Origin of the sequence: Bacillus sp. AFS059628 (genome assembly GCF_002571225.1) — a bacterium.
Lineage (GTDB): Bacteria > Bacillota > Bacilli > Bacillales > Bacillaceae_G > Bacillus_A.
The window spans coordinates 1-26,764 of record NZ_NVEC01000115.1; the positions used below are offsets into that span (position 1 = coordinate 1).

A 26,764-nucleotide genomic window follows, 5' to 3' on the forward strand; every position below is an offset into this window, starting at 1 on the left:
CCCACCTCAAAATGCAGCGAAAGCAAAGAAGTAAGGTGAGGGATCAACTGCCCATAAAAGTTCGATTGGTTCAACTAATAATCAGAGGGGAATACCGCCCTCTGATTAAAGTTTCACTTTATTGTATTTTTTGATAGATTTGTTCGTTCGGATTAAATTGGATATAATGCGGCATTATATCTGAAAAACGAAGCGTTTCTTTATTTCCTAAACATAGGAATCCGTTGTGACCTAAACTTTCATAAAATAGTTGCTGTACTTGGTTTTGAAGTTTATTCGTAAAGTAAATTAAAACGTTACGGCAAAGTATAATATGAAATTCGTTAAAAGATTGATCAGTTACTAAATTATGCTGCGCAAAAATAATGTTTTGTAAAAGAGAAGGATTAAAATAAGCAAAACGATTATCTGTTGAATAATAGTTAGAAAATGCTTGTGTACCGCCAGCTTGTAAATAATTTTTTGTATAAGTTTGCATTTTATTTAACGGAAGGATGCCTTGTTTTGCTTTTTCTAACACATTTGTATTCATATCTGTTGCGTAAATAACAGCTTTTTCACTTAATCCTTCTTCGTGAAGTAAGATGGACATGGATAATACTTCCTCACCAGTTGCGCATCCGGCGTGCCAAATTCTAATTTCAGGATGCTTTCTTAATTCAGGAATGACATGCTCTCTTAGCGCTTTAAAAAAGTTAGGGTTACGAAACATTTCAGTTACGTTAATGGAGAAATCATTTAATAACTGTTCTAAAAAACCTTCCTCATGAATTACTTTTTCAATTAACTTTGAAATGGTTGGGATATTAGAGATCTGCATTCGATTACAAATTCTTCTATAAATAGATGTGCGAGCATATTGGCGAAAATCGAAGCCAGATAGTTTAAATACCGCTTCCAATAGTAATTCAATTTCTAAGTTCGTACGCTTATCCATATCTACAGATGGATCAAAATTATAATACTTATTTTCCACTTAAACTAAACCTCACTTATTTTATTAACCATACACTCATTACCGAATAGAGTTGATGTAAATTTAATGGTTTACTTATATAATCTGAAGCACCAGCAGATAAACATTTCTCTTTATCATTTGGCATTGCTTTCGCAGTTAATGCGATAATAGGTATTTCATGTAACCCTAAGTTCATTCGAATATGTTCCATCGTTTCATAACCATCCATATTCGGCATCATAATATCCATTAAAATAAGGTCAATATTTGTATTGTTTTTTAGTATGTCTAAACACTCTATACCGTTCTGTGCAGTAATAATGTTGGCATGTTGTTTTTTTAATGCATTTTGTAATGCAAATATATTTCGGTGATCATCATCGACAATTAAAATGGTTTTCTCTTGGAAGACGTTATTTGTTTCTGGCATCACGATAGTCTCTTCCACAACTTCAGCAGGAATAACCTCTTCTATCGTTGCTGCAACTTCTAAATTGGATACTTGTAGATCAGTTAATCCATTTGGAAGGTTAGGAATATATACAGTGAAAGTACTGCCTTCTCCTACATGACTCTCTAACGTAATCCAACCACCTAACAATCTAGCAAACTCTTTACAAATAGATAAACCTAAACCTGTACCACCGTATTTTCGAATCGTTGCACCATCTGCCTGTTGAAAGGCTTCGAAAATAAGTTGATGCTGTTCTTTAGCGATACCAATACCAGTATCTTTTACCGAAATTTTCATCCAATCATTACTGATAGACTGCATATCAGGACTTAAATTAGTTGTTGCTATTGAATCGAAATGTAAAGAAACGGATCCTGTTTCCGTGAATTTAAATGCATTGGATAATAAGTTTTTAATAATTTGTTCAATCCGTTTTGCATCTGTATAAAATAGATCAGGAATCGTATCACTGTCTTCAACAGTAAATTCGACATTTTTTTGTGCAGCGATATGTAAAAAGTTTTGATGCATACTTGCTGCCATGTCACTTATATTTGTTGCTTCAAAAATCACATCTAGTTTCCCAGCTTCTACTTTTGATAAATCAAGTATGTCATTAATTAAAGTAAGTAAATCTTTCCCTGATGAATGAATGACAGTTGCTAATTCAATTTCATCGTCAGATAAATGATTATCATGATTTTCTTTTAACATTTCAGATAATAGTAAAATACTATTTAACGGTGTGCGTAATTCATGGGACATATTTGCTAGAAATTCAGATTTGTATTTTGAGCTACGTAATAACTCACTTGCTTTTTCCTCTAATTCTGATTTAGTAATTTGTAAGTCAGCTGTCTTTTGCTCCGCCTCTTCCGTTCTAGACTCTAGTTGTTCATTCGTTGTTCGTAATTCTTCGGCTTGCATTTGTAGTTCCTCAGCTTGCGTTTGTAATTCTTCTGATTGAACTTGCAGCTCTTCTGTCATTGCTTGTGATTCATGTAAAAGAGTTTGAATTCGCATACGTCCCATAATGCTATGGATTGTTAAACCTAGATTATCAACAGTTTGTTGAATTAAATCTTGATGTAAGTCTGAAATCTCAGTTACACTTACTAACTCCATTACTGCGATTACTTCATCCTCAAATAAGATAGGGATAACTAGTAGGTTTTTAGGGCGTATTTCTAATAATCCAGTAGTAATGTAACGGAATTCTTCAGGTATGTCCCTGAGAATAAAACTTTTCTTTTCTAAAGCAGACTGTCCAATGAAACCTTCCCCCATTTTAATGGATTGTTTCCCAATATCAGCACCTTGCTCTGCGAAAGAAGCTTTCTTCACATAGTAGACAGTGTCTTCAATTTCTTCACGAACATAAAATGCACCGCAAGACGTTTGCGTTTTTTGTATAACGCCACTAAGAATTTTGTTACCTAACATCTCAATAGAAGATACACCTTGATACATTAAAATTAATTCTGCAAGCTCGGTTTGCAACCACTCTCTTTTCGATATTTCGTCTAGTAAATGGTTCGTTGTATGAGCCAAATCTTTTATTTCATCATGGCTGTTCACATGAATTCTTTCCGTAATTTTTTCTTTAGAAGAAATGGATTTAATAGCCTGAATTACATTTTTAATCGTTTTTGTAATGGAATTCGAAATATAGAGTGAAATGATAATGGAAATACAAGAAAGTAAGAACAATAAGCTGTATAACCAAATCTCTAATTTATTATTTTCAGTATCTAATTGTGCAGCTCTTTTTTTCGTTAGTTGTTCCTCTACACTACGGAAGTTAGTTAGCTGCGATTGTAGTGATTGAATTTGAGTCGTGTCGATTGCTTGTACATTATTACTATTGCTAGTTGTAATGAACGGGTGAATCTCTTTATTAATCCAACTAGTAATGTTTTCATTAATCTGTTTTAACTTTTCTTGCTGAGAGGGGTTATCCTCTAATAGAGCTAAAAGATCTTGATAATGTTTTTCGTAATCCTTTTCTACAGCATTAAGGGATTGAACGTAATTTACATCATTAGAAGTGATAAATCCTTTCGCTTTATTTTCAATTGTTAGTAAATCTTTCTCCACTTGATTCGTTAAATTAAGAACTTTAAAATCGTGCTCAATAATAAAGTTACGAGATTTTTGTAAACTGGAAATCTCATTGTTTAGCATAATGAAAGAAATAAGTAAGAACAAAATGATAACTAAATAACCAGCCATAATTTTGTAACGAATACTAAATTTTGCTTTCGATTTCATCAAAAATTCCTACCTTCAAGATTATTAAAAGTTTTCGATCGTAAAGAATGAAAACGTAATATATATTATATCAGTTTTCGTAAGACCAAACTAGAAATCCCCCTATTGTATTAGGGGGCTCGTTTTTCATAGAGGAAATCATTTTGAAATATAAAACTATATATGAAAAGTAACAATCGAGGGAATAGGGGAATTATAAAACTTTTAAGAAGGAAAGAGTGTTCTTAAAGCTTTTTTTGCATCTATTCCTTCAAAGATAAATAATACAAGTTCTCTTTTTTTGACAGTAAGGAAAAATGATACTAATGTGCTTAAGTTTTTAATAGAAGTAAGTGCTCCATGTTTACCTATAAATACATTCGTTTGAAATGTTGTCATTAAAGCATAAAAATGATGAATTTGAGTTATTGTAGGTATTTCATTATAAAGAATAGTAGTAGATTGAATGGCATTCATCGAAATATTCCTTTCTGTATAGTAAGCATAACAATATAAACGTACCCGTTTTAAAAAATGTTAAACATATAAAATTAAAAAATATAATTATAGTTTTTTACGTTTAAAAAGGGATGGTAAGGGTATACATATACCATAAAGAGATTGACCGAAGATGAATTGTAAGGTTCTATACTTTTACTTTAAATAAAAAGGAGACTGTTACATATGGATAAAATGATAACGGATATTACATTTGATTTCATTTACTTGTTAAGTAGTTCTCTTGTAGTCCTTTTATTATTAGCATTTTTCGTAAATGGTTATGTGAATAAAAAAATTAGTGTATATAAAAACGAAGAGTAATAAAGATAAATTACATAAAACTTTAGGAGGTTACTAGTTATGAATGTAGATAGAAAAATAGTAGGTGTTTTTAGAACAATTGATGATGCAGCACTTGTTATTAATGAATTAAAGGAAAAAGGATATGCGGCTAATAACATTTCAGCTATTGCGAAGGATCAAAAGGAAATTGAACATCTGGAAGAAAAATCAGGTGAAAAAGTGAATCATGAAACTGCACATAAAGGGGATGTTTTTTCAGCGACAGGGCTTGTAGCTGGAGGAGTAGCAGGCGGACTCGGTGGTTTATTAACAGGTCTTGGTGTACTTGCCGTATCTGGACTGGGCCCAATTGTAGCAGCAGGACCTATCGCAGCAGCTATTGGGGGAGCCGGTATTGGCGGAGGAGCTGGAAGTTTAATAGGAGCATTTATCGGATTAGGCATTCCGGAAGAACATGCTAAGAAGTATGAAGAATACATTTACGATGGAAATATATTAATTTTAGTAGATGCAAAATTAGATGATAAGTTAGAAATCTATGAAATATTTGATAAGCACAATGCGTATAACTCTGATTTCTTTAAATAATATGTATGGCACATATTTAAACATAATGAATATCGTTTTTTGATCTTACAACTTTGGCGCGACCGAGGAGTCGTATGACTATAAGAGAGGAAGGGCTTATAGTAAAAGATCAAGTCCTATTATGATATTGAGAAAGGAAGAGGTGTCTTTTCGTGATTGTAAAAATATTAAAGGATAGTAGTGATAGCTTCCTTTGTACAGTGCAAAATAAAAATGGAGAGAAGTATGTAAAGAAATGGTTTCATAAACAGGGAAACAAGGAAGAATTAGGAAGACCAACTTTCAAAGAAGTAGAAAAGGACTGGAGAGAAAATAGAGAATCATTTATGTATCCAAATGTGAAAGCGCTTTATTAAACGTACTAGGCATTTTATTCTTACAAAACTGTCACACTCCTGTAAGGTAATTCAATAGATTCGTTGTTTGTTCCATGTCATAATAAAGACATAAGAAAGCTTATTCAAACTACAACTTATTAGGAGAGTGTCAGTCATGATTGTAACAACAACGTCTGGAATTCAAGGTAAAGAAATTATTGAGTATATCGATATTGTAAATGGTGAAGCTATTATGGGTGCAAATATTGTCCGCGATTTATTCGCTTCTGTTCGTGATGTTGTCGGTGGTCGTGCTGGTTCTTACGAAAGCAAGCTAAAAGAAGCTCGTGATATCGCAATGGATGAAATGAAAGAACTTGCAAAACAAAAAGGTGCGAACGCTATCGTTGGTGTTGACGTAGATTATGAAGTTGTTCGTGACGGAATGTTAATGGTTGCTGTAAGTGGTACAGCTGTACGTATATAAGTAAATAAAAAACAGGCTCGCCCCTTGGAGTTTATACTTTGAGGGGATTTTTTTGTTCATAACTAAAGGTAAGAGGGAGAAGAGCCAATATACTAGCCTGCTTATTTCAAATGTAGTATATTATTTCTAAAGATAAAAGTAATAATATGGAAAAATATTAACTTTATGACAAATAATAAAATTGTTATTTGAGGTAAGAAGAGAAATAATGGTATGAATAGCTTTAGAGAGTGTATAGTTGATAGAAATAAACGATTGAGCATGTAAAGAGTTATAGTACATAAAATTTATTATGAACGGAGGCGATTACATTATGTTTTGGTTAGGATGTTTTTTAGGATACATTGTAGGCTCAGTTATTACATGCGCTCTACTTTACTATGGGTATAGATCTAATGAAAATAAAAAAGCGAATATACAAAAGGGGGAGGAGAGAAAAATCAATCAAAAAGGTGTATAGGATGTGGAAGGTAAGGTGATAACGTTGATGCCAAAATAAAGGGCAGTACATATTTTGATGACTACTATGTACTGTCCCGTTTATTCTTTTTGGATTATGAGAAGTTGTTTCCTGTTTTGCTATAAATTTCATAGGCGAAAAACCCCAATAAATAGCCGATTCCGGATCCTAAACTCACTGCAAGAAGTGAATAATCCGGGAAAAACATGCCGAAAATCAAACCGATTATACAGCCAATAAGCATTCCTATCGGTATGAAACTGTCTAATAAAATTTGAGCCTCATTTGATTTTTTCTTCCCAAATTTGCCGTGCTTATATTTATGTTCCAATCTTTTTATTACAAATACTACAATTCCCCCGACTAGTATAACAGGCCAAATTGCCGAAATTAGCCACATGTTAGAAGCTCCTTTCACCTTTTAATAGAATTATACCAGATACTTACAAATTTTCGTTCCTAAATGTATTATCTAGTCTATTTAAAAGATCAATCAAAAAGCCCACTTCAATTGTAGTTAATAACTAGTCAAAAACACTTTTCCTTTCGTTTTCTCAGCAGACTGTACAACATCAACTGCCGCTTCTACATCCGCTAAGTCATATGTAGAATGGACTTTCATAAAACGTAATTGATTATTTTCTACTAAGCGAATTAAGTGACGAAACGTTTCTTGCCATTTATATGGTGACACTTCTTTATTCCAATGTCGTAAATGAAATATGTTTGCGTGCACTTTTGCTTTCGTGACAATCTCTGCCCAATTCACTTGTATTCCTGATAGAAGACCGATCGTTAAAAAATGCCCGTTTGGACGTAAGGAAAAAGCTAATTCATTTCCATCCGGTCCCCCGATAGAATCAATCGCAGCATCCGCACCGAGCCCGTTCGTTAATTCCATAACGGTTTCATAAAGCGGGGCAGTGGAAGTATCAATTACATATGCAGCACCAAGGCGCAGTAACTCATCTGTATGCTTATTATTTCTTGTCACGGCAATGAGTCGGAAGTTTAAAATGTGTGATAACTGCGCAAATAGATGTCCAATAGCGGAACCACAAGCATTCACTAATAAAACGTCATTACGCTGTAAGTTTAACGTTTCTGTACAAGTAACCCACGCCGTAAGAGGGTTAATATACATTTGTGCCGCTGTAAAATCATCAATGGAATCAGGAATAGGGACTACAAAATCAGCTGACGTCTTCACATACTCTTGCCAAGTACCTTCTCCACGTAACGGTAAAACACGTTTACCGATAAGGTCTCTCATAACACTGGCGCCAACATCTTCTACAATACCGACACCTTCATAGCCAGGTATATTAGGTAAAGGGATTCTATGTGCGTACGCTCCCGTTATTGGAATTAAGTCAGATGGATTAATCGGTCTAACTAACATACGGACTAAAACTTCATTCTCTTTTAATGGTTCTATATTTTTATATTCAACTTGTAGTACATCTTTTGGATTGCCAAACTTGTGAAATTGAATGTGTTTTCCGTGCAAGATAAATGTGCCCCCTTAGTTTGATAAGGGTAATTATAGCATTTTTGGTTGGAGTGATTATTTTGTTATCAAAAAATAAAAGGGAACAGAAATTCGTCGTTTATCTAGTTGATAAAATCGATTTCTTCTGAATACGTAGTAATATAAGAAAAAGACACTCTTGTGAGCGTCTTTTTCTAACTTGAGATAGATGTATTATTATTGTTCTACTAGGTTACATAGTTCTCGTATAAAGTTTTCTCACACAAATGATCTGTGTATCAATTTGTTTTTGATATACAGATCATTTGTATGATAATTATTATAGATAATTGCTGAATGATAACCTTACATGAATGCTTTTAAAAGTTCTTGAACTAATGGAATTACTCCACCTACAAATTTTAAAACTGCCATTGCGATTTCCATATGAGTGCCTCCTTTTTTAATGGTAAGATGCAATAAATCTTTATACGCTTATTATAGTAAGCGTTTACAATTATATCAATGCATTTCGATATGCAATATTTCATATTTATATTCTGTAATGGGGATGGAAAAAAGCCCAACTAATCAAAGTTTCACTTTATCAAAATGTAAGCTGCATCTAGTATAATATAATGATGGAGGTCGAATATGAAAAAAATGAATTCAAATATAGACGTGGATACAAATGTATTGGAAGCGGTATTTATTCCAAGAAGGTTTGTTGTTTTATGGATTACACTCGTATATATAGCTTCAATGCTTTTAGAATTTCGTAATAATATTCTCTCAATGGATAGTTTCTTCTTCACAATAATTATTGTTATTCATACTATCTTTCATTGGTATGCAAGTTCATTAAAGAATAGGCAATTGTTGTATTTCTTTTTTATACAACTCTTCATTGTGTTTCTTGCTGCATTTATTGTACCAAATGGTTCAATAGCTATTTTTGTTGGATTAACGCCTATTTTAATTGCCCAAAGTCTATATGTTTATAACAATATATTTAAAGTAATGGCAGTTTTTACTCTCATGTATGCCATATTTTGTACTGCGATTAGTATGAATTATGGTGTGAATAAAGTAGCTATTCTTATCTCTATGTTCCTTTTAGTACTAGCAATTATTATTCCTTTTTCTTATATTAATAAGCAGCAATATGATGCACGTAATCGTATACAGAGCTACATTCAAGAGTTAGAGTCTGCATATATGAGAGTAGAAGAATTGACATTAGCTAATGAAAGACAGCGAATGGCAAGAGATTTACATGATACGTTAGCGCAAGGTGTAGCAAGCTTAATTATGCAATTGGAAGCAATAGATGCTCATATGCAAAAAGGGAATACAGGGCGATCTCAAGAAATTATGAAACAAACTATGATAAGAGCGAGACAAACTTTACACGACGCAAGGCTGGTTATTGATGATTTGCGTCATACTACTAATTCATTTAATAAAGCTGTAGAGGAAGAAGTTCAACGTTTTTCTGAGGCTACGTCTATACATGTGAGATTTACTATTCAAAGCCCCCCGCATATTTCAAGTTTAGTAAAGGAACATTGTTTATATGTAATTAGTGAATGTTTAACGAATATCGCAAAACATTCGCAGGCAAAAGATGTAAATTTGAAAGTTGAATATAGCGATAACCTTGAAAAACTTACTATTGAAGTTGAAGATAATGGAATTGGTTTTGACACTGGATATATCGGTAAGAGTCCTGGACATTACGGCTTAATTGGCTTAAATGAGCGAGTTCGATTGATTAATGGAGAAATACATATATTGAGTGAAAAGATGAAGGGTACGAAAGTGTGTATTCAAGTACCTATCAATAATGAAGGAGATAGCAATGAAGTATAACGTATTAATTGTGGATGATCATTTCGTTGTAAGAGAGGGTCTGAAATTAATAATAGAAACGAGTGATTCATTTCAAATTATAGGTGAGGCTACAAACGGAGAAGAAGCCCTTTCTTTCATAGAAAAAAAGAAACCTGATGTTATTTTAATGGATTTAAATATGCCTAAAATGAGTGGTTTAGAAACAATTGAGGCTTTAAATAAAAAACAAAATCATACGCCGATTATTATATTAACTACTTATAACGAAGATGAATTAATGTTAAAGGGAATTGAGTTAGGAGCAAAAGGATATTTGCTAAAAGATACGGATCGTGAGAATTTGTTTCGAACATTGGAAGCGGCTATTCGAGGTGAGATTTTACTACAACCTAATATTATGGAAAAGATAGTGAATTATAAAAGGAAAGAAGTATATGCTGATAAGGTTGAAGAAAATAACTTAACAGAAAAAGAATTGTTTGTGTTGAAAGCTATTGCGCGTGGAAATAAGAATAAAGAAATTGCATTCGATATGGGAATAGCTGAGCGAACAGTAAAAGCGTATTTAACAAATATATACAATAAATTAGGTGTTAATTCAAGGTCAGAAGCAGTAGCTGTATCTATTGAAAGGAAGTTAATTCATTTTTAAAACATTATATATGCCCAATCGTACATTATAGGCTTGCCCTTTTGTACGATTTTTTTATTATTTTCTCATGTTATGCTTTAGAAAGTATGAGAGATTTAAGGACGCTCTAATTGCATTACACAGACGTTTTTAATGTGGGAAAGGAAGAAGAATAATTAAATGGCAACTTTGTTTTTAATTTCTGTAGTAATTTTCTTTATTTGGCTGCAAAGTAAACAAACAAAATTAAACTGGATATATATTATTACTTTTCTCCTGATGATAGGGATTATTACTTATACGGCGCCGCAACCAATGACTAGAGATTTACAAGCAGAGTTATTGGCAGTTACGCTTTTTTCTTTCGCTATGGGTGTTTGGCAAGGTGGAGGAATTACAGTTTGTTATGAGGATGGAGTTTTATATATTACAAATGGAAAACAGTATTCCATTTCATGGATTCTTTTAATAATCGGCAACATAATTATTACTAATACATTTGAAGGCGGATTTACATTTAATGGATCGTGGATTATTTTGTGTAGCGTTGTCATTGCATCTGGGGTGAAAAACAGTATTCTATGTATTCTATACAAATTAACAGTGCGAAATTGAATGGAAAAAGGATATTTTTTTATATTGATATAAAAATTAACACTGTAAGTTCATCAAAAGATTGTAGTTGATAAAAACGAGAAGGAAGAATGGGGGAGTTAGCGTAGATGTTTCTACCTATTACTACATTTGATAGGTTTATTTGGCTGGGGAATGTTGCTTCCTCTTCAGAAAAGATTAACAGGAATCTGGCGTTTTCGAAGGCTGAAGAAAGTAATGTTAATTTGTGTGAAAAGAAATGTATAGGTTCAATTAATGATATGCATCAAAAAATAACGATAGCTTCTGTGGAATATGGTCATAATTTTGTGTTGGGTCGTGCAGAACCTCATTCAACAATTGTCATAACAAGTGGTGATATGTATGTTGGAAGCGGACGGGTTAATAAGTATGGGGAATTTAAAGTATGTACGAATGATTATCTAGAAAGAGATTTGGTAATAGAGATTCAGTTGATAATGGGTGGTTTTTATCAAGAGAGTATAACGGTAAAGATAGAACGTTAAGATAGGATTATTTCTTTTTTACCACTATATAAAAAGGAAGCAACCGTAGTCGCTTCCTACATCAATTAAGCCGAAGCTCTTTTCATTCTCTCAAGTAAACTAGATAACACATGCGTACGATACGATTCTAGTTTTTTGCCTTCATAAGTACGGATACCTAATTTTTTAAGTTCTTTTACATACCAACCTTTGCTTCCGAAATACATGTGATCGCTCCCCTTCAACTTTATTTTATTTGTTCTGATTGCATATGGAGGTACAGGTAATATAATGAAGGAAATGAATTTCGCGCGAAAATGGTTAACTTTGTTGCAAAAGACATATATACTAAAGGTAGTATATAACGAGGTGGGCAAGACGTGATTATAGAGAAGCACGAAATTCAAATTGACCAAATTACGAGCGGTAAAGTGAATATCTTTACTTTCTATCGAAATAGAAAGCAAATTGATGATCATTTTTTACGATTGCAAGAACCATCGCTTACAGCAAACTACTTCTATCATTTTCATTTTGATGTAGAGAGCTTGCATCTACTGCAGAAAGAGTTTCCAAGCGTATATCCGTACGACGGTAGTGAGACAATTCACGACTGGACGGAAAAGATGAAAGCAGAGTTGCAACATCAGATCCAAACCGGAAAATGGAATAAGCGCGTACGTATTGGTAATCGCATTCTAGATGTGGTGTTTACGTGGTGTGACGAAGATATAGTAGAGTGAAAAAGAAGCGGATGACGCTTCTTTTTTTAGCGCTGGAATAAAACGAGCTTACCTGCAGAAGATGTGCAGCGATGTGTTTTTTCATACAATCCTTTTTCTTTTAAAATAGATTCACCTTTTGCTTTCGCTTCTTTTTCAGTTGCCGCCTCGAATGATTCGTCTAATGCTTTAGAACCATCTTTTTCAAAGACTGTTAGAACGTATACTCCCATGAAAATTCCCTCCAATAATAGAAATCAGAATCTTATAACTATTTTGGCATAAATCACTAGAATATGCAAAGAAATATATGACATTGCGTGTTACAATAAGGTGAAACTTTTGAAACATAGAAAGGATCGTTATTTGTGAAACAAGTGAAGTTTATACATGCGGCTGATTTGCATTTGGATAGTCCGTTTAAAGGGATGGAGATGAATGTACCGCAGTCTGTTTGGGAGAGAATGAAGCAGAGTACGTTTGAATCGTTCGAGCGTATTGTTGATAAAGCGATTCAAGAGCGCGTTGATTTCGTATTGCTAGCCGGGGATTTGTATGATGCGGAGACGAGAAGTTTGAGAGCGCAAGTGTTTGTGCGCGAGCAAATGAAGAGACTTTCGCAGTACGATATCCCTGTTTTTATTATTCACGGTAACCACGATCATTTAGGGGGAAGCTGGGCAGCAATTGAGTTTCCGGAAAATGTTCACGTGTTTACGGAGCCTTATGTAGAAGAGAAATCATTTTATAAAAATGGTGAGTTGTTAGCTTCTATTTACGGGTTTAGTTATTTGCAGCAAGCGGTAACGGATAATATGACAGCGCAGTATACGAAAATGAGTGATGCGCCTTTTCATATTGGCATGCTTCACGGAAGTGTGGAAGGGGATGCAGAGCATAATCGCTATGCACCGTTTCAAATTCGTGAGCTGAAAGAAAAGCAGTTTGATTATTGGGCTCTTGGCCATATACATAAACGTGAAATTTTATCAGAAGAGCCATGCATTATTTATCCAGGAAACATACAAGGACGTCATCGTAAGGAAACGGGCGAAAAGGGTGCGTATCTTATTGAACTCACGAAACAAGGAACGCACTGTTCATTTTTCCATACGGCGGATGTTGTGTGGGATGAGATAGAAGTGAGTATCGATGGACTTGAAACTGTTGATGAACTTATGACGAGCGTATCGAGTGCGATGAATGAATGCCGAAGAGAAGAGGAAGGGACGCTACTTACGGTCGTATTTACAGGACAAGGACCACTTTCTCCTTATTTACGTGATGAAAAGCGCGTAGAAGAGATTTTTTATATTTTAGCATCTGGCGAAGAGCGAAAAGATTTCGTATATGCGATGAAGTGGAAAAATGAGACGGTTTCTTTTGCAGAAATCGAGCGTTTGAAAGAAGAAAATCATTTCGTCGGTAGTGTGCTAAAAGAGTTAGAAGCTTTCACCAATATGGACGGCGTATTGCGCACAATCTGGACATCTCCTGTAGCACGTAATAGTATTGAATCTTTTACTGAAGAAGAGAAGAAAGAGATTCAAAAGGAAGCAGAAAACATTATTTTAGAACAATTATTCCAGCAAGAGAGGGATAAGAAATGAGAATGGAAAAACTCCATATTTATGGGTACGGAAAATTAGAAAATGTGGAAATGGATCTGTCAATGCTGACTGTTTTATACGGTGAAAATGAAGCGGGGAAATCGACAATTCGCTCATTTATGAAAAGTATTTTATTCGGTTTTCCGACGAGAGGACAGCGCCGTTATGAGCCGAAAGAAGGCGGCAAGTATGGCGGTGCGATCACTGTGGAAACAGAGAAGTACGGCCGTTTGAAAATTGAACGATTGCCAAAGACGGCAGCTGGTGAGGTGACCGTTTATTTTGAAGACGGGAAAACGGGCGGCGAGGAAATTTTACACGATATATTAAGCGGGATGAATGAGAGTTTATTTGAATCTGTCTTTTCATTCGATATGCACGGTCTTCAAAACATTCATCAGCTTGGTGAAGCGGATATCGGCAATTATTTATTTTCAGCAAGCGCAGTCGGAAGTGATGCGTTATTGCAGCTAGATAAAAAGCTAGAAAAAGAAATGGATCAGCGCTTTAAACCGAGCGGGCGTAAACCAGAAATTAACGTGTCACTACAAGAGATGAAGAAATTTGAAGAGAAGATGAAAGAGTGGCAAGGGAAAATTGGCACGTATGAAAAGCAAGTGGAGCAGTTAAAAGAAAGTGAAGAGAAACTTGCTTCTGTTCGCGTGGAAAAAGAGAATGCAGAAAAGCGAAAGCAAGATTATGAAATATTAGCAGCGCTAGAGCCTCTCGTTATTGAAAAGCGTGCGCACGAGAAAGTGTTAGAAAACGAGAACCGGCAATTTCCTGTAAACGGAATGGCGCGCTATGAAGCGATTAAGGCGAAGATGGAGCCGCTCCAATTACAAGTGGATTCGCTACATAAAAAAATAGAGAATGTGCAGTCAGAAATAGAATCGATTCAAATAGATGAAGAGTTTTTACAAAAAGAAAGTTATGTAGAAGAACTTCGTATGCAGCATATGTCTTACGAAAATGCACACCAAGAAATGCGTGATTTGACAGGAACGATTACGAATATAAAAGAAGAACTGGCAGAACTAGAGCAACAAATTGGTGCTACTTTTGAAAAAGAAACAGTCCTGTCGTTTGATATGAGTTTGGCAACGAAAGAGTTAATTACGCAAACGGTGCAAAAAGCGCGCGAATTAGAAACGCAAAAAGTACAGCTTGATGATCGTTTTAAAGTAGCGCAGGAGCAATTAGAAGAACAAGAAGAAAATATAAGGCAGATTAAGCAACAAATGTTAGCGGATGAAGAGCGAAATGCGTTAGCTGAGAAAGAGAAGTCGTTCCAAGATGCAGCGTTTATCGGTATGGGCGCAGAGAGAATGAAGCGCAAGTACGAGGAAAAAGCAGGAGCGGCTATGCAAAAGAAAAAGCAGTGGCAAAGAGTTTGTCTTCTGTTACTCCTTATTAACACAGGCATTTTATTCACGAGCTTATTTATAGACAATCGCCCGCTCTTATTTATTAGTGTCATCGTATTTGTAGGGATTGTTCTTGCCCTTGTTTTATATAAAGATCCATCAAGTGGGTTACAAGAAGAGCTTCTTACTCTTCAGCAAAGTGCTGGCGGAAGACAAAGTGAAGAAGCGATGTCTGTACGCTACGAGTTAGAAAAAGATGCAGAGATACGGAAGCTATTTGAGCGTGAGTCATATAAATTACAACAAATGGAGCGAGCGTATGATAAAGTTGTTTCATCGTATGAGGAATGGGAAAGAGAAACGTTCCGCACGAGCGAACAAGTAAATGTGTATAAAAAGCGCTATACGTTCCCTGAGTTTTATACGTATGCGCACATATTACCGGCGTTTGAGCGTATGGAAAAGATGCAGCAATTATATCGTGATGTAGAGAAGAAAAGTGAGCGCAAATCTTCATTATATGAAATGATTTCGCATTTTGAACATAAACTAGAAACTGTTATCGGTAGTGCAGAGTATAGTAAGTTGCACGAGGCACAAATCCGTATGCAAAATGAGAAAGAAAAACGCCAAACTTGTAAACAGCTAAAAGAGAAGCTTGCCGAATGGCAAGAAGAGTATGCGTTCATGCAAGAGCAATTGAAACAACTGTTAGTAGAACGAGATAGTTTATGGCATATCGCACATTCTACAGATGAAGAGATGTTTTTAGAAGCAGGTAAACTGGCGGAAAAACGTGAAGATACTGAGAAGCAAGTAGGGCGTTTATTACCGCAAATTGATCTGTTAGAACAACGTTTAACGAGTTTATCATTAGCTGAACATTATGAGGCTGACGGGTATGATGAAAAATTAAAGCAAGAAATGACAGTCATGCAAAACTGTCTTACAAAGGAAAAAGAACTGACGGAGCGCATTGCGAAACATCGTATGGAAATTGCGAATTTAGAAGAAGGAAGTACGTACGGTGATTTACTGCACGAATGGGAAATGAAAAAAGCGCAAGTGCGTGAACAAGTGAAGAAGTGGGCTGCGTATGCGGCCGCGAAGACAGTGTTAACGAAAACGAAGCAATATTATCATGAAGTACATCTTCCTCGTATTTTACAAAAATCAGAAGAGTATTTCGTCTATTTAACAGGCGGACGATATAGTAAAATCTTTTCACCGTCAGAGGCAGAGCCGTTTATTGTGGAACGTAATGACGGTATGCGTTTTTACAGTCATGAACTAAGCCAAGCGACAGCTGAGCAGTTATATTTATCGCTGAGATTTGCATTAGCGAAAACATTTGAGCATGATTATCCATTTATTATTGATGATAGCTTCGTGCACTTTGACGCGGTAAGGACGAATCGCACAATTGAACTCATAAAGGAAATCGCAAAAGATAGACAAGTCATCTTCTTTACATGCCATGCGCATTTATTAACGTATTTTACAGAAAAACAGATTATAAAATTAACGCATAAGCGTAAAGAAAATGAGTTGTAGTGTGCTATACTAAAAGTAACTGATTTGGTGGAGGAATTCGAATGAAAAAGAAAATTGCAGAGTATGAAGTTGGTGAACAAGTCGATATTTTCTTGTTAATTAAAACAGCGACAAAAGGTATCGCAAGCAATGGAAAGCCATTTTTAACAGTAATCTTACAGGATCCAAGTGGAGATATTGAAGCGAAGTTATGGGACGTATCACCAGAAGTTGAGAAACAATATGTAGCGGAAACAATCGTGAAAGTAGCTGGTGATATTTTAAACTACAAAGGACGTATTCAATTACGTGTGAAACAAATCCGAGTTGCAAATGAAAATGAAGTAACGGACATCTCAGACTTTGTAGAAAAAGCACCAGTGAAAAAAGAAGATATGGTTGAGAAAATTACGCAATACATATTTGAAATGAGAAACCCGAACATTCAACGTCTAACAAGACATTTATTAAATAAGCATCAAAACGAATTTTTAGAATATCCAGCAGCGACAAAGAATCATCACGAGTTCGTATCTGGATTAGCTTATCACGTCGTATCGATGCTTGATTTAGCGAAAGCTATTTCAAATCTATACCCATCGTTAGATAAAGACTTACTGTATGCAGGCGTTATTTTACATGACCTTGGTAAAGTAATCGAATTATCTGGCCCAATTTCTACAACATACACGTTAGAAGGAAATTTACTAGGTCACATTTCGATTATGGTGAACGAAATTGGGAAAGCAGCAGATGAGCTACAAATCGATGCAGAAGAAGTATTAATTCTTCAACACATCGTCCTTTCTCACCACGGAAAAGCAGAATGGGGTAGCCCAAAACCACCATTAGTAAAAGAAGCAGAAATTCTGCACTACATCGATAACTTAGATGCAAAAATGAACATGATGGACCGTGCATTAGGACGCACAAAACCAGGTGAATACACTGAGCGTGTCTTTGCACTTGATAATCGTTCGTTCTATAAACCGTCTTTCCATAATTAATAGTGTGAATTGAATGGCCTCATTAAGTGTTAAAAGCTTAGTGGGGCTGTTTTCTTTATTAAAAATGAAATGAAATAGTTAAAAGGAAATAATTGAAGAAGAATCATTGAAAAGGGTAAGTTCTAAACATGTGAAAAAATGGGTTAGAACAGAAATTATTACAAGAAGAGGTGTCAAAGAATTTATATAGTTTAAAGGGTGGATTACCAAACGAATCGTATTGTTTCAATGAACAGAATGGAGTATGGGAAGTATATTATAGTCAGCGAGGAACAAAGAGTAATCTTAAGGTATTTAATTCTGAGACAGAGGCATGTGAATACTTCTATACTAGTTTAATTGAGATGTTAAAAGGGATGGGTTTAATTTAAACCTGAAATAAAAGGGCATTTCCGTTTTGGGGGTGCTCTTTTATTTTATATACACATTATTATACTAATCTAAAGTTTCTGTATTTACATTTTTTCTTTTTATCTCATAATTTTAATTGGGGAAAGGGAGGAAAGAAATGGTTCAAATCAAAGTGACACCTGAAATGCTAGAAGAAGTTGCTAATCGTGCAAGTAATACCAGAATCGCATTAGAATCTATACATAATAATTTATGTAATGAAATTGATCATTTGTGTTTTCAATGGATTGGTGCCTCTAATCAACAGTTCATTCAAATGTTCAATGATGCGCGACCAAAAGCTTTTACATCTATCAATTCACTTGTACAAGTAGAAGAAGATTTGAAACGAATCGCTGAAAAATTTCGCAATGCGGATGATCAAGATGTTACAATAGAAGAAGGTGCAATGTGTGGTAAACCATCTTCTGAAGAGAAAGGCTTTGATGGTAAAAAATTAGCTAGAGATATTGCCGGTGAAGTCAGTGGTGAATACGATGTTCGTCGTGCTTGGGATGGTATTGATCCATCTACTGGCGAAAAACTTTCCACTTGGGATAGAATCTTTGCTGGTGGAATGGCGGTAGCTGGTCTTACACCAGTTGGAAAGATTGCCAAAGTAGGAAAAGGTGTTTAAAATGACTGCAAAGGCGGCTGAGGCTGCTAATACAGCTAAAAAAGCAACTAAAATGGATCGTTCAATGTATATTAATTCTGGTGGAAGAAACGGTAGTATTTCTGTAGATGAATGGCTTAGACGAGATGCCCATGCTGTAAAAACATATGAAGAAATTAGAAATTCAACTTCAGATGTTCAGTCTATAGCTAAAAATACAGGCATACACGAAAGACATGTAAGTAGAGCTAAAGAACATGTCTTTCACAAAAAACATGATTTAGGAGAACAAGGATTTAATAGATTTGATCCTGATTATCCAATAGCTCAAGGATGGAAACGCCTTGAAAATGGTAATTTCTTAAAAGAAGACATGGATTTACTTCGGCATGAGATTTTTGAATCAAGATTTGAAGGCATTTTCAAAACAGATTACAAAACGGCTCATAAGGCAACTGTAAGGTCAGGCCGTCCTTGGGAAATACTTAATATAGATAAAGAATAAACAGAAGAGGAGATAAATTATGGCGATTCATATCACAATGAATAAAGAATTTGAAGATGAGGAAATAGTTGTATATCAATTTTATCCCTCAGAATATCCAGATAAAATCGGAAAAATGTATTTTCACAAAAAAGAACAAATGTTTCATGAAATAGATCCAGTTCCGGTAAAATCAGCTGCAACAAGTGAACATTACTTTCATTGCGCATGTAGTAGATTAATGAAATGCATCAAGAGTGGTGGAGAATTTTTGGAGGAAATGACATACGGAGTATAGCAAAACAAACAAGGATATAAAAAATCGGCTCAAATAAAGAGCCGGTTTCTTTTTTATACTGTTACTAGGTTAATAGACTTATACATAGACTTCTTTTACAGTAACATCTTTACCCTGCCAAAAAAAGTATTATTGAAACATAGATTATTAATCTATAAACCCTGCTGATTAATAATAAGAAGAAAAAATATGAAATACAGGGCATATGTAGAAAAAACCGATGAGCTAATCGATGAGGAAGTTACAATAAATATTAATGGTGTAGTATTCACAGGGTTCTCCACTGTTTGTTCATATAAAATTGAAGAAGGAAAAAGTTATCCTGTTATTCTCGACATTACAGTTTTCGGTAATATTGAAATAAACGAAGGAATAGATGGAGTTAAAAGTTTAAAAAGAATTGATAATTCTTTTAAGTATCTTATTAGTGGAATATTAAATCGTAGGTTTATTGATGCAGGGATTATTATTACAGATGAAGATGAAATATTCCTTGAACGCAGTGAATACTTTAACAAGTATGTTGAAATAGAAGTTGATAGAATCAACAGTGAATTTGTAAAAGGAGGCTAGTCTCTTATCTTACTTAAACTCATACCACCAACATCTATGATCAAGGTATCCTTTCAATCCATTAAGTTGCCCATCTGGTGTTTCATAGGGGGAGACATCTCCTGATTTGATGATGTTTTGTTTTGCTGATGGCGTTGCAACTTTAATCTGGATTGACGGTTCTGTTCTCCACTAATGTTTTTTATATTTACTAAACCATTCTCCAGTCCAAAATGTTATGTAATAAAAAAGTATCTCGAATTTGAGATAAATTACTTGCTTTTTTATCACTTGAGATGTAAAGTGATAATAACGAAAGCGATTGAGTCATATGAAAAACATACACTCACTTGCTTTCGACTTACAAAACAAAGTAACTTATGCAGTAAAAACTAAGATGAATTTACAAAAACATAATGAGAATAAATTAAAACGCTAAAAACCATATTAGTTGTGGGAAATGTTATTTTTTTAGTTATCACTTGACTAGTAAAATGAAACGGAGGAATTATCAATGTATGAAATTAAAGGGCATCATCACATTTCAATGGTTACGAAAAATGCGAGTGAGAATAACCATTTTTATAAAAACGTGCTTGGTTTACGCCGTGTGAAAATGACGGTAAACCAAGATGATCCGTCTATGTATCACTTATTTTATGGAGATAAAACAGGAAGTCCAGGTACGGAACTATCATTTTTTGAAATGCCTTTAGTAGGAAAAACATATCGTGGTACGAATGCAATTACGCGAATTGGATTACTCGTTCCTTCAGAGGAAAGCTTACATTACTGGAAAGAACGATTTGAGAAGTTTGGTGTAAAACATAGTGAAATAACAACATATGCAAATCGTCCTGCTTTGCAATTTGAGGATGCGGAAGGCCTACGTCTCGTGCTACTCGTTTCAAACGAAGAAAAAGTGGCGCACTGGGAAACGTGGGAGAAATCCGAAGTTCCTGCAAAGCATCAAATTCAAGGAATGGGTTCTGTGGAAATGACAGTGCGTAGACTGGATAAACTGGCGAGTACATTAACAGATATATTTGGCTATACAGAAGTTAGCCGAAGCGAAGAAGAAGCGATTTTCCAGTCTATGAAGGGAGAAGCCTTCGGAGAAATCGTTGTGAAATATTTGGATGGTCCTACTGAAAAGCCGGGCCGTGGTAGCATTCACCATTTAGCAATTCGTGTAAAAAACGATGCAGAGCTTGCTTATTGGGAAGAACAGGTAATACAAAAAGGTTTCCATTCTTCAGGCATTATCGATCGTTTCTACTTTAAAAGCTTATACTTCCGCGAATCAAACGGAATTCTATTTGAAATTGCGACAGATGGACCAGGATTTACAGTGGATGGCGATGTAGAACATTTAGGAGAAAAACTTGATTTACCACCGTTCTTAGAAGAGCAGCGAGCAGAAATTGAAGCGAAATTAGCACCTATTGAAGAGAAGTAATAGAAGAGAAAATATACAATTTAAAACCATTGGAGGAATATAAAATGAACCAATTAAAAGGAATTCACCACGTTACAGCAATTACAAGTAGTGCAGAAAAGAACTATGAGTTTTTCACTCACGTTTTAGGAATGCGTTTAGTTAAAAAAACAGTAAACCAAGATGATATTCAAACGTATCATTTATTCTTTGCAGATGATAAAGGTAGTGCAGGAACAGATATGACATTCTTTGACTTCCCAGGTATTCCTAAAGGAGTACACGGTACAAATGAAATTTCAAAAACTTCATTCCGTGTTCCAACTGATGCAGCATTACAATATTGGGTGAAACGTTTTGATTGTCTTGAAGTGGAACATACAGGAATTAAAGAGCAATTTGGTAAGAAAACTCTTTCGTTCGTTGACTTTGACGATCAACACTATCAATTAATCTCAGATGAATTAGATAATGGAATAGAATCAGGTACACCGTGGCAAAACGGCCCAGTTCCATTAGAACATGCAATTACTGGCTTAGGACCTGTATTTATCCGTATCGCAAACTTTAGTTTCTTTAAAGAAGTGTTAGAAAAAGTTCTATTATTTAAAGAGATTGCGCAAGAAGGAGAATTCTATTTATTTGAAGTAAACGAAGGCGGAAACGGTGCCTCTGTTATTGTAGAACATAATACGGTTCTTCCAGAAGCAAGACAAGGATTTGGTACAGTGCACCATGCTGCATTCCGCGTAGAAGATCGTGCTGTATTAGAAGAATGGATTGAGAGAATCAGTAGCGTTGGACTTCCGTCATCTGGATATGTAGATCGTCACTTCTTCGAGTCATTATACGCAAGAGTTGCACCACAAATTTTATTTGAATTCGCAACAGACGGCCCAGGATTTATGGGAGATGAGCCATACGAAACACTTGGCGAAAAGTTATCATTACCTCCGTTCCTAGAGCCAAAACGTGAAGAAATCGAAAAATTAGTTCGTCCGATTGATACAGTAAGAAGCACGAAGGAATTTATTAAAGAGTAACAATAATAAGTAGGAGAGCAAGTAGTTTTAGCGGAGTGCTGGAACTGCTTGTTTTTTTATTTGTTCTATAGAGTTTTCTGACAATTTTTTCTCAAGTTATCAAAAAGGAAAACTTTGGTATAATTAGTTAAAATATTTAATTTTCTGATAATTATTTTTCAATACATAGAAAAGAGGTGGTAATATACAATTTGGATAATTGTATAAATATCCTAATTTTGTAAGTTTGAAGAGAAGGGGATGCGAGTGTATGGGAGCAGATGTAGTAACAAGGGAGCAAATGAAACATTCTTTAGATGATTGGTATCGTGTAATGTTGCAGCAAAACATAGAGAAAGCAACGGAGATGAAGGAAGAGATTGATAGTAAGATTAGTGGTTTGGACGTGGATCAAGATGTATTGCTTTATCATGCGTTATTGAATTTTAGGTATCAAGTTTTGAGTGATTGGGTTTCCGTTAAAGAAGGTAACTTTAATCAAGTAGAACCTTTTGAAGTTCCGCAAGAAGGTTTGCTAGCTTATTATTATCATTTGTTTAAAGCACTTTATTTTAGAATGGTTGAAAATTATGAGGAAGCTAGTAAAGAATTTGAACAGGCAGAAAAATTATTAGAATACATTCAAAATCCTTGTGAAAAAGCAGAATTTAATTATCGTTTAGGTGAATTTTACTATCATACATACCAGGAAGTGAAAGCTATTCACCATATTCAAAAAGCGAAAGAAGAATTTGTAAATCATCCTGGGTACCAAATTAATGTTGCACTATGTGAGAATATATATGGTTTATGTTGCGTGGAATTAAAGCAATTTGAATTAGCTGAAGAAAGTTTTAATATTGCTTTAGATGTATTCCAAAGATTAAATCATAAAAAGTACGTTCTGATGATTAGAAACAATTTAGCCTGGTTATATGGTACTCAAAATCTATCTGATTTGGCCATTAGTCATGCTGCTGAAGTTGCTGAGAAATTACCTAAACATTATAAGGCGATTTTTACAGTGGCTGAAGAGTATTGTAAATTGGGTAAAATTGAGTTAGCACAAAAATATATTGCGATGGGAATTGAAATATGTAATGAATTAAAAAATAAAGAATTTCAATATCGTTTTATGATATTGGAAGAATTGAACAAGGGCTCTAATGCAAATGAAATGGAGAAAATTGTATTAGAAAGCATTGCGTATTTTGAAAGTAAAAATTTGTTAGAATGTATAAAAGAATACAGTGAAAAATTAGCAATGCAATTTTATGAAGAAGGTAATCATATCAAAGCAAGTAAATATTTTTATATAAATAATAAAGCGAATAAAAAATATTTAGAAAAGGGAGCTTTGAAATAATGAAAAAACTTAGCAAATTAATAACGGGATTAGCACTTTTGGGGACTTTAGCGATAGGATTAAACAGCTCTACTGAATCTAATCAATACGCTAGTCGAGGAGATACAGGCGGAGCGCCAGCAAGGCCAGACTATGTAAGTATTGGGGACGGTGGCGGTATTAGCAAGCAAGACTCACACGCTGACCATTTTTAAATTAAATAATAAAGTGAAGGGACCTCATAATGAGGTCCCTTTTCTTTTTGGTCGTAAAAAGAATTGACTTACTTTAAATGTGTAACTATAATAGTTACAAAACAACCATCACTAATAGCGGTGAGTAATATTTTTTTGATATAATTGTAACTGTTATAGTTACAATTAAAAATGATTATAAAACAACCAAATAATGTAAAAACTTTAAATAGCAACAAGAGAAAGGAGACGGGAATGTTGAAACGGTTTAAGTTTTATTTGATTAGCGGTATTGTGCTTGTTTTGCTTATCGTATGTAACTTCGTTGATAAGCCGATTGCGAAGGTTGAAGAAGTGAAGGATACTGTTATGATGAAGTTGCATACGAAAGAGAGTATGGCACAGATTGATGGACAGACGATTTATTTTAAGCAAATTGGGGAGGGGAAACCGCCTTTACTTATGCTTCATGGGTTTGGTGGTTCTTCAGATGGATTTAGTGATATTTATCCGGAACTTGCACGAGATCACACGATTATCGCGGTTGATATTTTAGGATTTGGACGTTCTTCGAAGCCGGTTGATTTTCAGTATTCGTTTCCTGCGCAAGTGAATTTATATTATAAACTAATGAAGAAACTCGGATACAATCAATTCGCAGTACTTGGTCATTCGATGGGCGGAGAGATGTCCCTGAATCTAGCGTATTTATATCCGGATGCAGTAACGCATCTCATTTTAGCGGATTCTACAGGGATTGAGTCTTTCCAGCAAAAAGAAAGTTATGAAGTGCCGCCGCTATCAACGGACTTACAAACTGTAACAGAGATTACAGATTATAATAAAAATGCAGTGAAAAATAGTCGCGACGATAAAAAGCATTATAATCAGCTGACAAAAATGAGAGAGCGCCGCATTGCGATGGAAGCCGATAAAATTAAGGTGCCGACTTTAATTATATGGGGACGACATGATAAGAGCGTTTCTTGGAAAAATGGTGAACTGTATCATCAGCTATTTGCGAATAGTACATTCCATATTATTGAAAAAGGATACCACGCACCGTTTCGCCAAGAGCCAATAGAGTTTATGGAATATGTACAAGCGTTCTTCGCGAAGAATCCCCAATAAATTTTAAGCATAAATCCACTTCTTTCCTCATACAGTGAAACTAATAAGGCTTGTCTAAGGAAAGGAATGAAGTACAGTGGAAACTTTACCATGGTGGGTGTATCTTGTAATCGTTGGAATCGTATTAAGTGGCTACATGGTTTTATATACTTCGAAAAAAGAGCAAGAGATGGATAATGAATTTATCGAAAAAGAAGGCGAAGTGTATATGAAGCGTTTAGCAGAAGAACGCGAGAAACGTAATCAAGATAGTGATAAGGATTCGGTGTTGCTTTAATAGACATTTTGAAAGGCTACCACTTAGTGGAACTTTACATCTAGGTGGTAGTCTTTTTTCTTTTTGGGGAGCATGTATACGAAATTCATCATGAACTTTTATAAATGGTATTTATATATATTTCTACTCATAAGAATAAAACTAGCGGGGTATTTTACTGGGGGGGATTAACAATGCATAGGGATGAAACATCATTACATCCTGATACAGGTGTTACATCTGTAATGTTTGTTGAACGTTCATTAAATGAAATTCGTTTTTGGTCTAGAATTATGAAGGAGCATTCTTTTTTTCTTCGCCTTGGGTTTAGGTGCGAGGATACGCAACTAATTGAAGAGGCGAATCAATTTTATCGATTGTTTGAACATATTGAACAAATAGCGCATTCCTATACAAATGAAACAGATCCTGAGCAAATAAAAAGATTTAATGCAGAAGTACAACAAGCTGCAACTAATATTTGGGGATTTAAACGAAAAATTTTAGGATTAATTCTCACGTGTAAATTACCAGGACAAAATAACTTCCCACTTTTAGTTGACCATACGAGTAGGGAAGCTGATTATTTTAGAAAACGTTTAATGGAATTAAACGAAGGTAAATTAGACGCTCTTCCTGATGCTATTATTAAAGAAAATGTTTTCTTTTTAAGGATTATGGCAGACCATGCTAAATTTATTGGTCACCTCCTTGATCCATCAGAAAGAAAGCTCGTAGATACAGCACGGAATTTTAGCAATGATTTTGATGAATTGATGTATCAAGCAATTGACTTAGAATCTATGAAGCCGCAATCTCAAACAGTCCCTCTTTTAGATCAATTTTTAGATCAAAATCGTGTGTCGGTTGCATCTCTTCGGGATTTTAAGAAAACAGCACGTGATTTAATTGAGCAATGTAAAATAAAGAGTATCATCCATCCATTATTAGCAGACCATGTTTTCCGTGAAGCGGATAGATTTCTTGAAATCATTGATATGTATGACGTTCATCTGACCAATATTCAATCACAACCTAGATATTAGAAGATCAAGAAAGATACTATTTTACTTTCAGCTGAGAAGTTAACAATTTATTGTTAGCTTCTTTTTTTTGATGAAAATGAAACTATGCTGGGTGTATTTTTGTTTGTTATAAAAATGGTTGTATGGACGTTAAATAAGTTTGCCGGAGCGAGCATTACACTTGTAGCAGATGCACCGTACGTAATGAATTTTTTACCCCTCATCTTAATGGTTATAGCTGGCACGGCTTCTGATAAGTTAAAGAAAATATATAGATAGAAGAAAGAATTTCCCTACACTAGCTGTTCTTTCTACTCAAATTGTGTACTATAAAGGATAGATAGGAAGGGTAACTAACTGTTACGATTTATTTAACCAAGTATAACGAAAGTTAATTAAA

29 protein-coding genes and 3 pseudogenes are annotated in these 26,764 nt (G+C 34.7%); 23 read left to right on the plus strand and 9 right to left on the minus strand.

Annotated elements, in window-relative coordinates; genetic code table 11:
- Positions 1-118: 118 nt before the first annotated feature.
- The 3 genes from COL05_RS29095 to COL05_RS29105 all read right to left on the minus strand — a co-directional run bounded on the left by COL05_RS29095 (position 119) and on the right by COL05_RS29105 (position 4,139).
- Positions 119-976, minus strand: a complete 858-nt coding sequence (locus tag COL05_RS29095; protein ID WP_098671125.1) for a CheR family methyltransferase — start codon at positions 974-976, stop codon at positions 119-121.
- 16 nt (positions 977-992) lie between these two features.
- Positions 993-3,683 carry an ATP-binding protein gene (locus COL05_RS29100; protein ID WP_098671126.1) on the minus strand — a complete coding sequence of 897 codons (2,691 nt, stop codon included), beginning with the start codon at positions 3,681-3,683 and terminating at the stop codon, positions 993-995.
- Between the two features lie 204 nt (positions 3,684-3,887).
- The gene (locus tag COL05_RS29105; protein WP_098671127.1) at positions 3,888-4,139 is read right to left on the minus strand and encodes a hypothetical protein; all 252 of its coding nucleotides are present in this window, start codon (positions 4,137-4,139) and stop codon (positions 3,888-3,890) included.
- Between the two features lie 207 nt (positions 4,140-4,346).
- On the opposite strand from COL05_RS29105, the gene COL05_RS31600 reads away from it, so the two are divergent.
- The 4 genes from COL05_RS31600 to COL05_RS29125 all read left to right on the plus strand — a co-directional run bounded on the left by COL05_RS31600 (position 4,347) and on the right by COL05_RS29125 (position 5,858).
- Positions 4,347-4,484: a hypothetical protein gene (locus COL05_RS31600; RefSeq protein ID WP_000359816.1), complete on the plus strand. Its 138-nt coding sequence runs from the start codon at positions 4,347-4,349 to the stop codon at positions 4,482-4,484.
- A 39-nt stretch (positions 4,485-4,523) separates the two neighbouring features.
- The gene (locus COL05_RS29115; RefSeq protein ID WP_098671128.1) at positions 4,524-5,054 is read left to right on the plus strand and encodes a general stress protein; all 531 of its coding nucleotides are present in this window, start codon (positions 4,524-4,526) and stop codon (positions 5,052-5,054) included.
- Positions 5,055-5,206: 152 nt separating this feature from the next.
- On the plus strand, positions 5,207-5,410 hold the full coding sequence (locus tag COL05_RS29120; RefSeq protein WP_098671129.1) for a DUF4028 family protein: 204 nt from the start codon (positions 5,207-5,209) through the stop codon (positions 5,408-5,410).
- Positions 5,411-5,546: 136 nt separating this feature from the next.
- Positions 5,547-5,858, plus strand: a complete 312-nt coding sequence (locus COL05_RS29125) for a YbjQ family protein (RefSeq protein ID WP_000637511.1) — start codon at positions 5,547-5,549, stop codon at positions 5,856-5,858.
- Between the two features lie 554 nt (positions 5,859-6,412).
- Here COL05_RS29125 and COL05_RS29135 read toward each other — a convergent pair.
- The 3 genes and pseudogenes from COL05_RS29135 to COL05_RS32235 all read right to left on the minus strand — a co-directional run bounded on the left by COL05_RS29135 (position 6,413) and on the right by COL05_RS32235 (position 8,340).
- Complete coding sequence (locus tag COL05_RS29135) at positions 6,413-6,718, minus strand: hypothetical protein (protein ID WP_098671131.1); 306 nt, start codon at positions 6,716-6,718, stop codon at positions 6,413-6,415.
- A 117-nt stretch (positions 6,719-6,835) separates the two neighbouring features.
- A complete protein-coding gene (locus tag COL05_RS29140; RefSeq protein WP_098671132.1) occupies positions 6,836-7,831 on the minus strand; it encodes a zinc-dependent alcohol dehydrogenase family protein in 996 nt (331 codons plus the stop codon).
- 324 nt (positions 7,832-8,155) lie between these two features.
- A pseudogene (locus COL05_RS32235) lies at positions 8,156-8,340 on the minus strand (hypothetical protein).
- 103 nt (positions 8,341-8,443) lie between these two features.
- On the opposite strand from COL05_RS32235, the gene COL05_RS29150 reads away from it, so the two are divergent.
- The 4 genes from COL05_RS29150 (at position 8,444) to COL05_RS29165 (ending at position 11,395) form a co-directional block, all read left to right on the plus strand.
- Positions 8,444-9,661 (plus strand): sensor histidine kinase, encoded by a 1,218-nt coding sequence (locus COL05_RS29150; protein ID WP_098671133.1) that lies wholly within the window; start codon positions 8,444-8,446, stop codon positions 9,659-9,661.
- Positions 9,651-10,295, plus strand: a complete 645-nt coding sequence (locus COL05_RS29155) for a response regulator (RefSeq protein ID WP_098671134.1) — start codon at positions 9,651-9,653, stop codon at positions 10,293-10,295. The genes COL05_RS29150 and COL05_RS29155 overlap by 11 nt, the downstream gene beginning before the upstream one ends.
- A gap of 159 nt (positions 10,296-10,454) precedes the next feature.
- Positions 10,455-10,889 (plus strand): hypothetical protein, encoded by a 435-nt coding sequence (locus COL05_RS29160; RefSeq protein WP_098671135.1) that lies wholly within the window; start codon positions 10,455-10,457, stop codon positions 10,887-10,889.
- A 107-nt stretch (positions 10,890-10,996) separates the two neighbouring features.
- Entirely contained in the window at positions 10,997-11,395 is a 399-nt protein-coding gene (locus COL05_RS29165) for a hypothetical protein (RefSeq protein WP_098671136.1), read from the plus strand.
- 65 nt (positions 11,396-11,460) lie between these two features.
- Here the strand turns inward: COL05_RS29165 and COL05_RS29170 are convergent, their stop codons facing one another.
- A complete protein-coding gene (locus COL05_RS29170; protein ID WP_000273537.1) occupies positions 11,461-11,601 on the minus strand; it encodes a YflJ family protein in 141 nt (46 codons plus the stop codon).
- A gap of 153 nt (positions 11,602-11,754) precedes the next feature.
- On the opposite strand from COL05_RS29170, the gene COL05_RS29175 reads away from it, so the two are divergent.
- Positions 11,755-12,117 carry a hypothetical protein gene (locus COL05_RS29175; protein ID WP_098671137.1) on the plus strand — a complete coding sequence of 121 codons (363 nt, stop codon included), beginning with the start codon at positions 11,755-11,757 and terminating at the stop codon, positions 12,115-12,117.
- Positions 12,118-12,143: 26 nt separating this feature from the next.
- On the opposite strand, the gene COL05_RS29180 is transcribed toward COL05_RS29175, so the two are convergent.
- Entirely contained in the window at positions 12,144-12,329 is a 186-nt protein-coding gene (locus COL05_RS29180) for a YhzD family protein (protein WP_000539547.1), read from the minus strand.
- Positions 12,330-12,464: 135 nt separating this feature from the next.
- Between COL05_RS29180 and COL05_RS29185 the strand changes: the two genes are divergently transcribed.
- From COL05_RS29185 to COL05_RS29215, 6 genes and pseudogenes are all read left to right on the plus strand, one after another.
- Positions 12,465-13,706: a metallophosphoesterase family protein gene (locus COL05_RS29185; protein ID WP_098671138.1), complete on the plus strand. Its 1,242-nt coding sequence runs from the start codon at positions 12,465-12,467 to the stop codon at positions 13,704-13,706.
- Positions 13,703-16,627 (plus strand): ATP-binding protein, encoded by a 2,925-nt coding sequence (locus COL05_RS29190; RefSeq protein ID WP_098671139.1) that lies wholly within the window; start codon positions 13,703-13,705, stop codon positions 16,625-16,627. Before COL05_RS29185 ends, COL05_RS29190 begins: the two co-directional genes overlap by 4 nt.
- Positions 16,628-16,668: 41 nt before the next feature.
- Entirely contained in the window at positions 16,669-17,613 is a 945-nt protein-coding gene (yhaM, locus tag COL05_RS29195) for a 3'-5' exoribonuclease YhaM (RefSeq protein WP_098671140.1), read from the plus strand.
- A 508-nt stretch (positions 17,614-18,121) separates the two neighbouring features.
- Positions 18,122-19,124 (plus strand): annotated as a pseudogene (locus tag COL05_RS29205) (WXG100 family type VII secretion target).
- A gap of 19 nt (positions 19,125-19,143) precedes the next feature.
- Positions 19,144-19,401 (plus strand): hypothetical protein, encoded by a 258-nt coding sequence (locus tag COL05_RS29210; protein WP_000974348.1) that lies wholly within the window; start codon positions 19,144-19,146, stop codon positions 19,399-19,401.
- A gap of 189 nt (positions 19,402-19,590) precedes the next feature.
- Positions 19,591-19,974: a hypothetical protein gene (locus tag COL05_RS29215; protein ID WP_098671141.1), complete on the plus strand. Its 384-nt coding sequence runs from the start codon at positions 19,591-19,593 to the stop codon at positions 19,972-19,974.
- A gap of 9 nt (positions 19,975-19,983) precedes the next feature.
- On the opposite strand, the gene COL05_RS32420 is transcribed toward COL05_RS29215, so the two are convergent.
- On the minus strand, positions 19,984-20,031 hold the full coding sequence (locus COL05_RS32420; RefSeq protein WP_242269834.1) for a hypothetical protein: 48 nt from the start codon (positions 20,029-20,031) through the stop codon (positions 19,984-19,986).
- Between the two features lie 436 nt (positions 20,032-20,467).
- On the opposite strand from COL05_RS32420, the gene COL05_RS29220 reads away from it, so the two are divergent.
- From COL05_RS29220 to COL05_RS29255, 8 genes and pseudogenes are all read left to right on the plus strand, one after another.
- Complete coding sequence (locus tag COL05_RS29220; protein WP_098671142.1) at positions 20,468-21,412, plus strand: ring-cleaving dioxygenase; 945 nt, start codon at positions 20,468-20,470, stop codon at positions 21,410-21,412.
- A 44-nt stretch (positions 21,413-21,456) separates the two neighbouring features.
- Entirely contained in the window at positions 21,457-22,434 is a 978-nt protein-coding gene (locus COL05_RS29225; protein ID WP_098671143.1) for a ring-cleaving dioxygenase, read from the plus strand.
- Between the two features lie 250 nt (positions 22,435-22,684).
- Positions 22,685-23,779: a response regulator aspartate phosphatase gene (locus tag COL05_RS29230; RefSeq protein ID WP_098671144.1), complete on the plus strand. Its 1,095-nt coding sequence runs from the start codon at positions 22,685-22,687 to the stop codon at positions 23,777-23,779.
- Positions 23,779-23,973 (plus strand): Phr family secreted Rap phosphatase inhibitor, encoded by a 195-nt coding sequence (locus COL05_RS29235; protein ID WP_098671145.1) that lies wholly within the window; start codon positions 23,779-23,781, stop codon positions 23,971-23,973. The genes COL05_RS29230 and COL05_RS29235 overlap by 1 nt, the downstream gene beginning before the upstream one ends.
- 237 nt (positions 23,974-24,210) lie before the next feature.
- Entirely contained in the window at positions 24,211-25,083 is an 873-nt protein-coding gene (locus COL05_RS29240) for an alpha/beta fold hydrolase (protein ID WP_142337720.1), read from the plus strand.
- Between the two features lie 76 nt (positions 25,084-25,159).
- Positions 25,160-25,360, plus strand: a complete 201-nt coding sequence (locus COL05_RS29245) for a sporulation YhaL family protein (RefSeq protein ID WP_000449227.1) — start codon at positions 25,160-25,162, stop codon at positions 25,358-25,360.
- 173 nt (positions 25,361-25,533) lie between these two features.
- Positions 25,534-26,385, plus strand: coding sequence for a DUF2935 domain-containing protein (locus COL05_RS29250; protein ID WP_098671147.1), 852 nt, complete (start codon positions 25,534-25,536; stop codon positions 26,383-26,385).
- A gap of 84 nt (positions 26,386-26,469) precedes the next feature.
- Positions 26,470-26,643 (plus strand): annotated as a pseudogene (locus tag COL05_RS29255) (helix-turn-helix domain-containing protein); the annotation flags it as partial.
- Between the last annotated feature and the right edge of the window lie 121 nt (positions 26,644-26,764).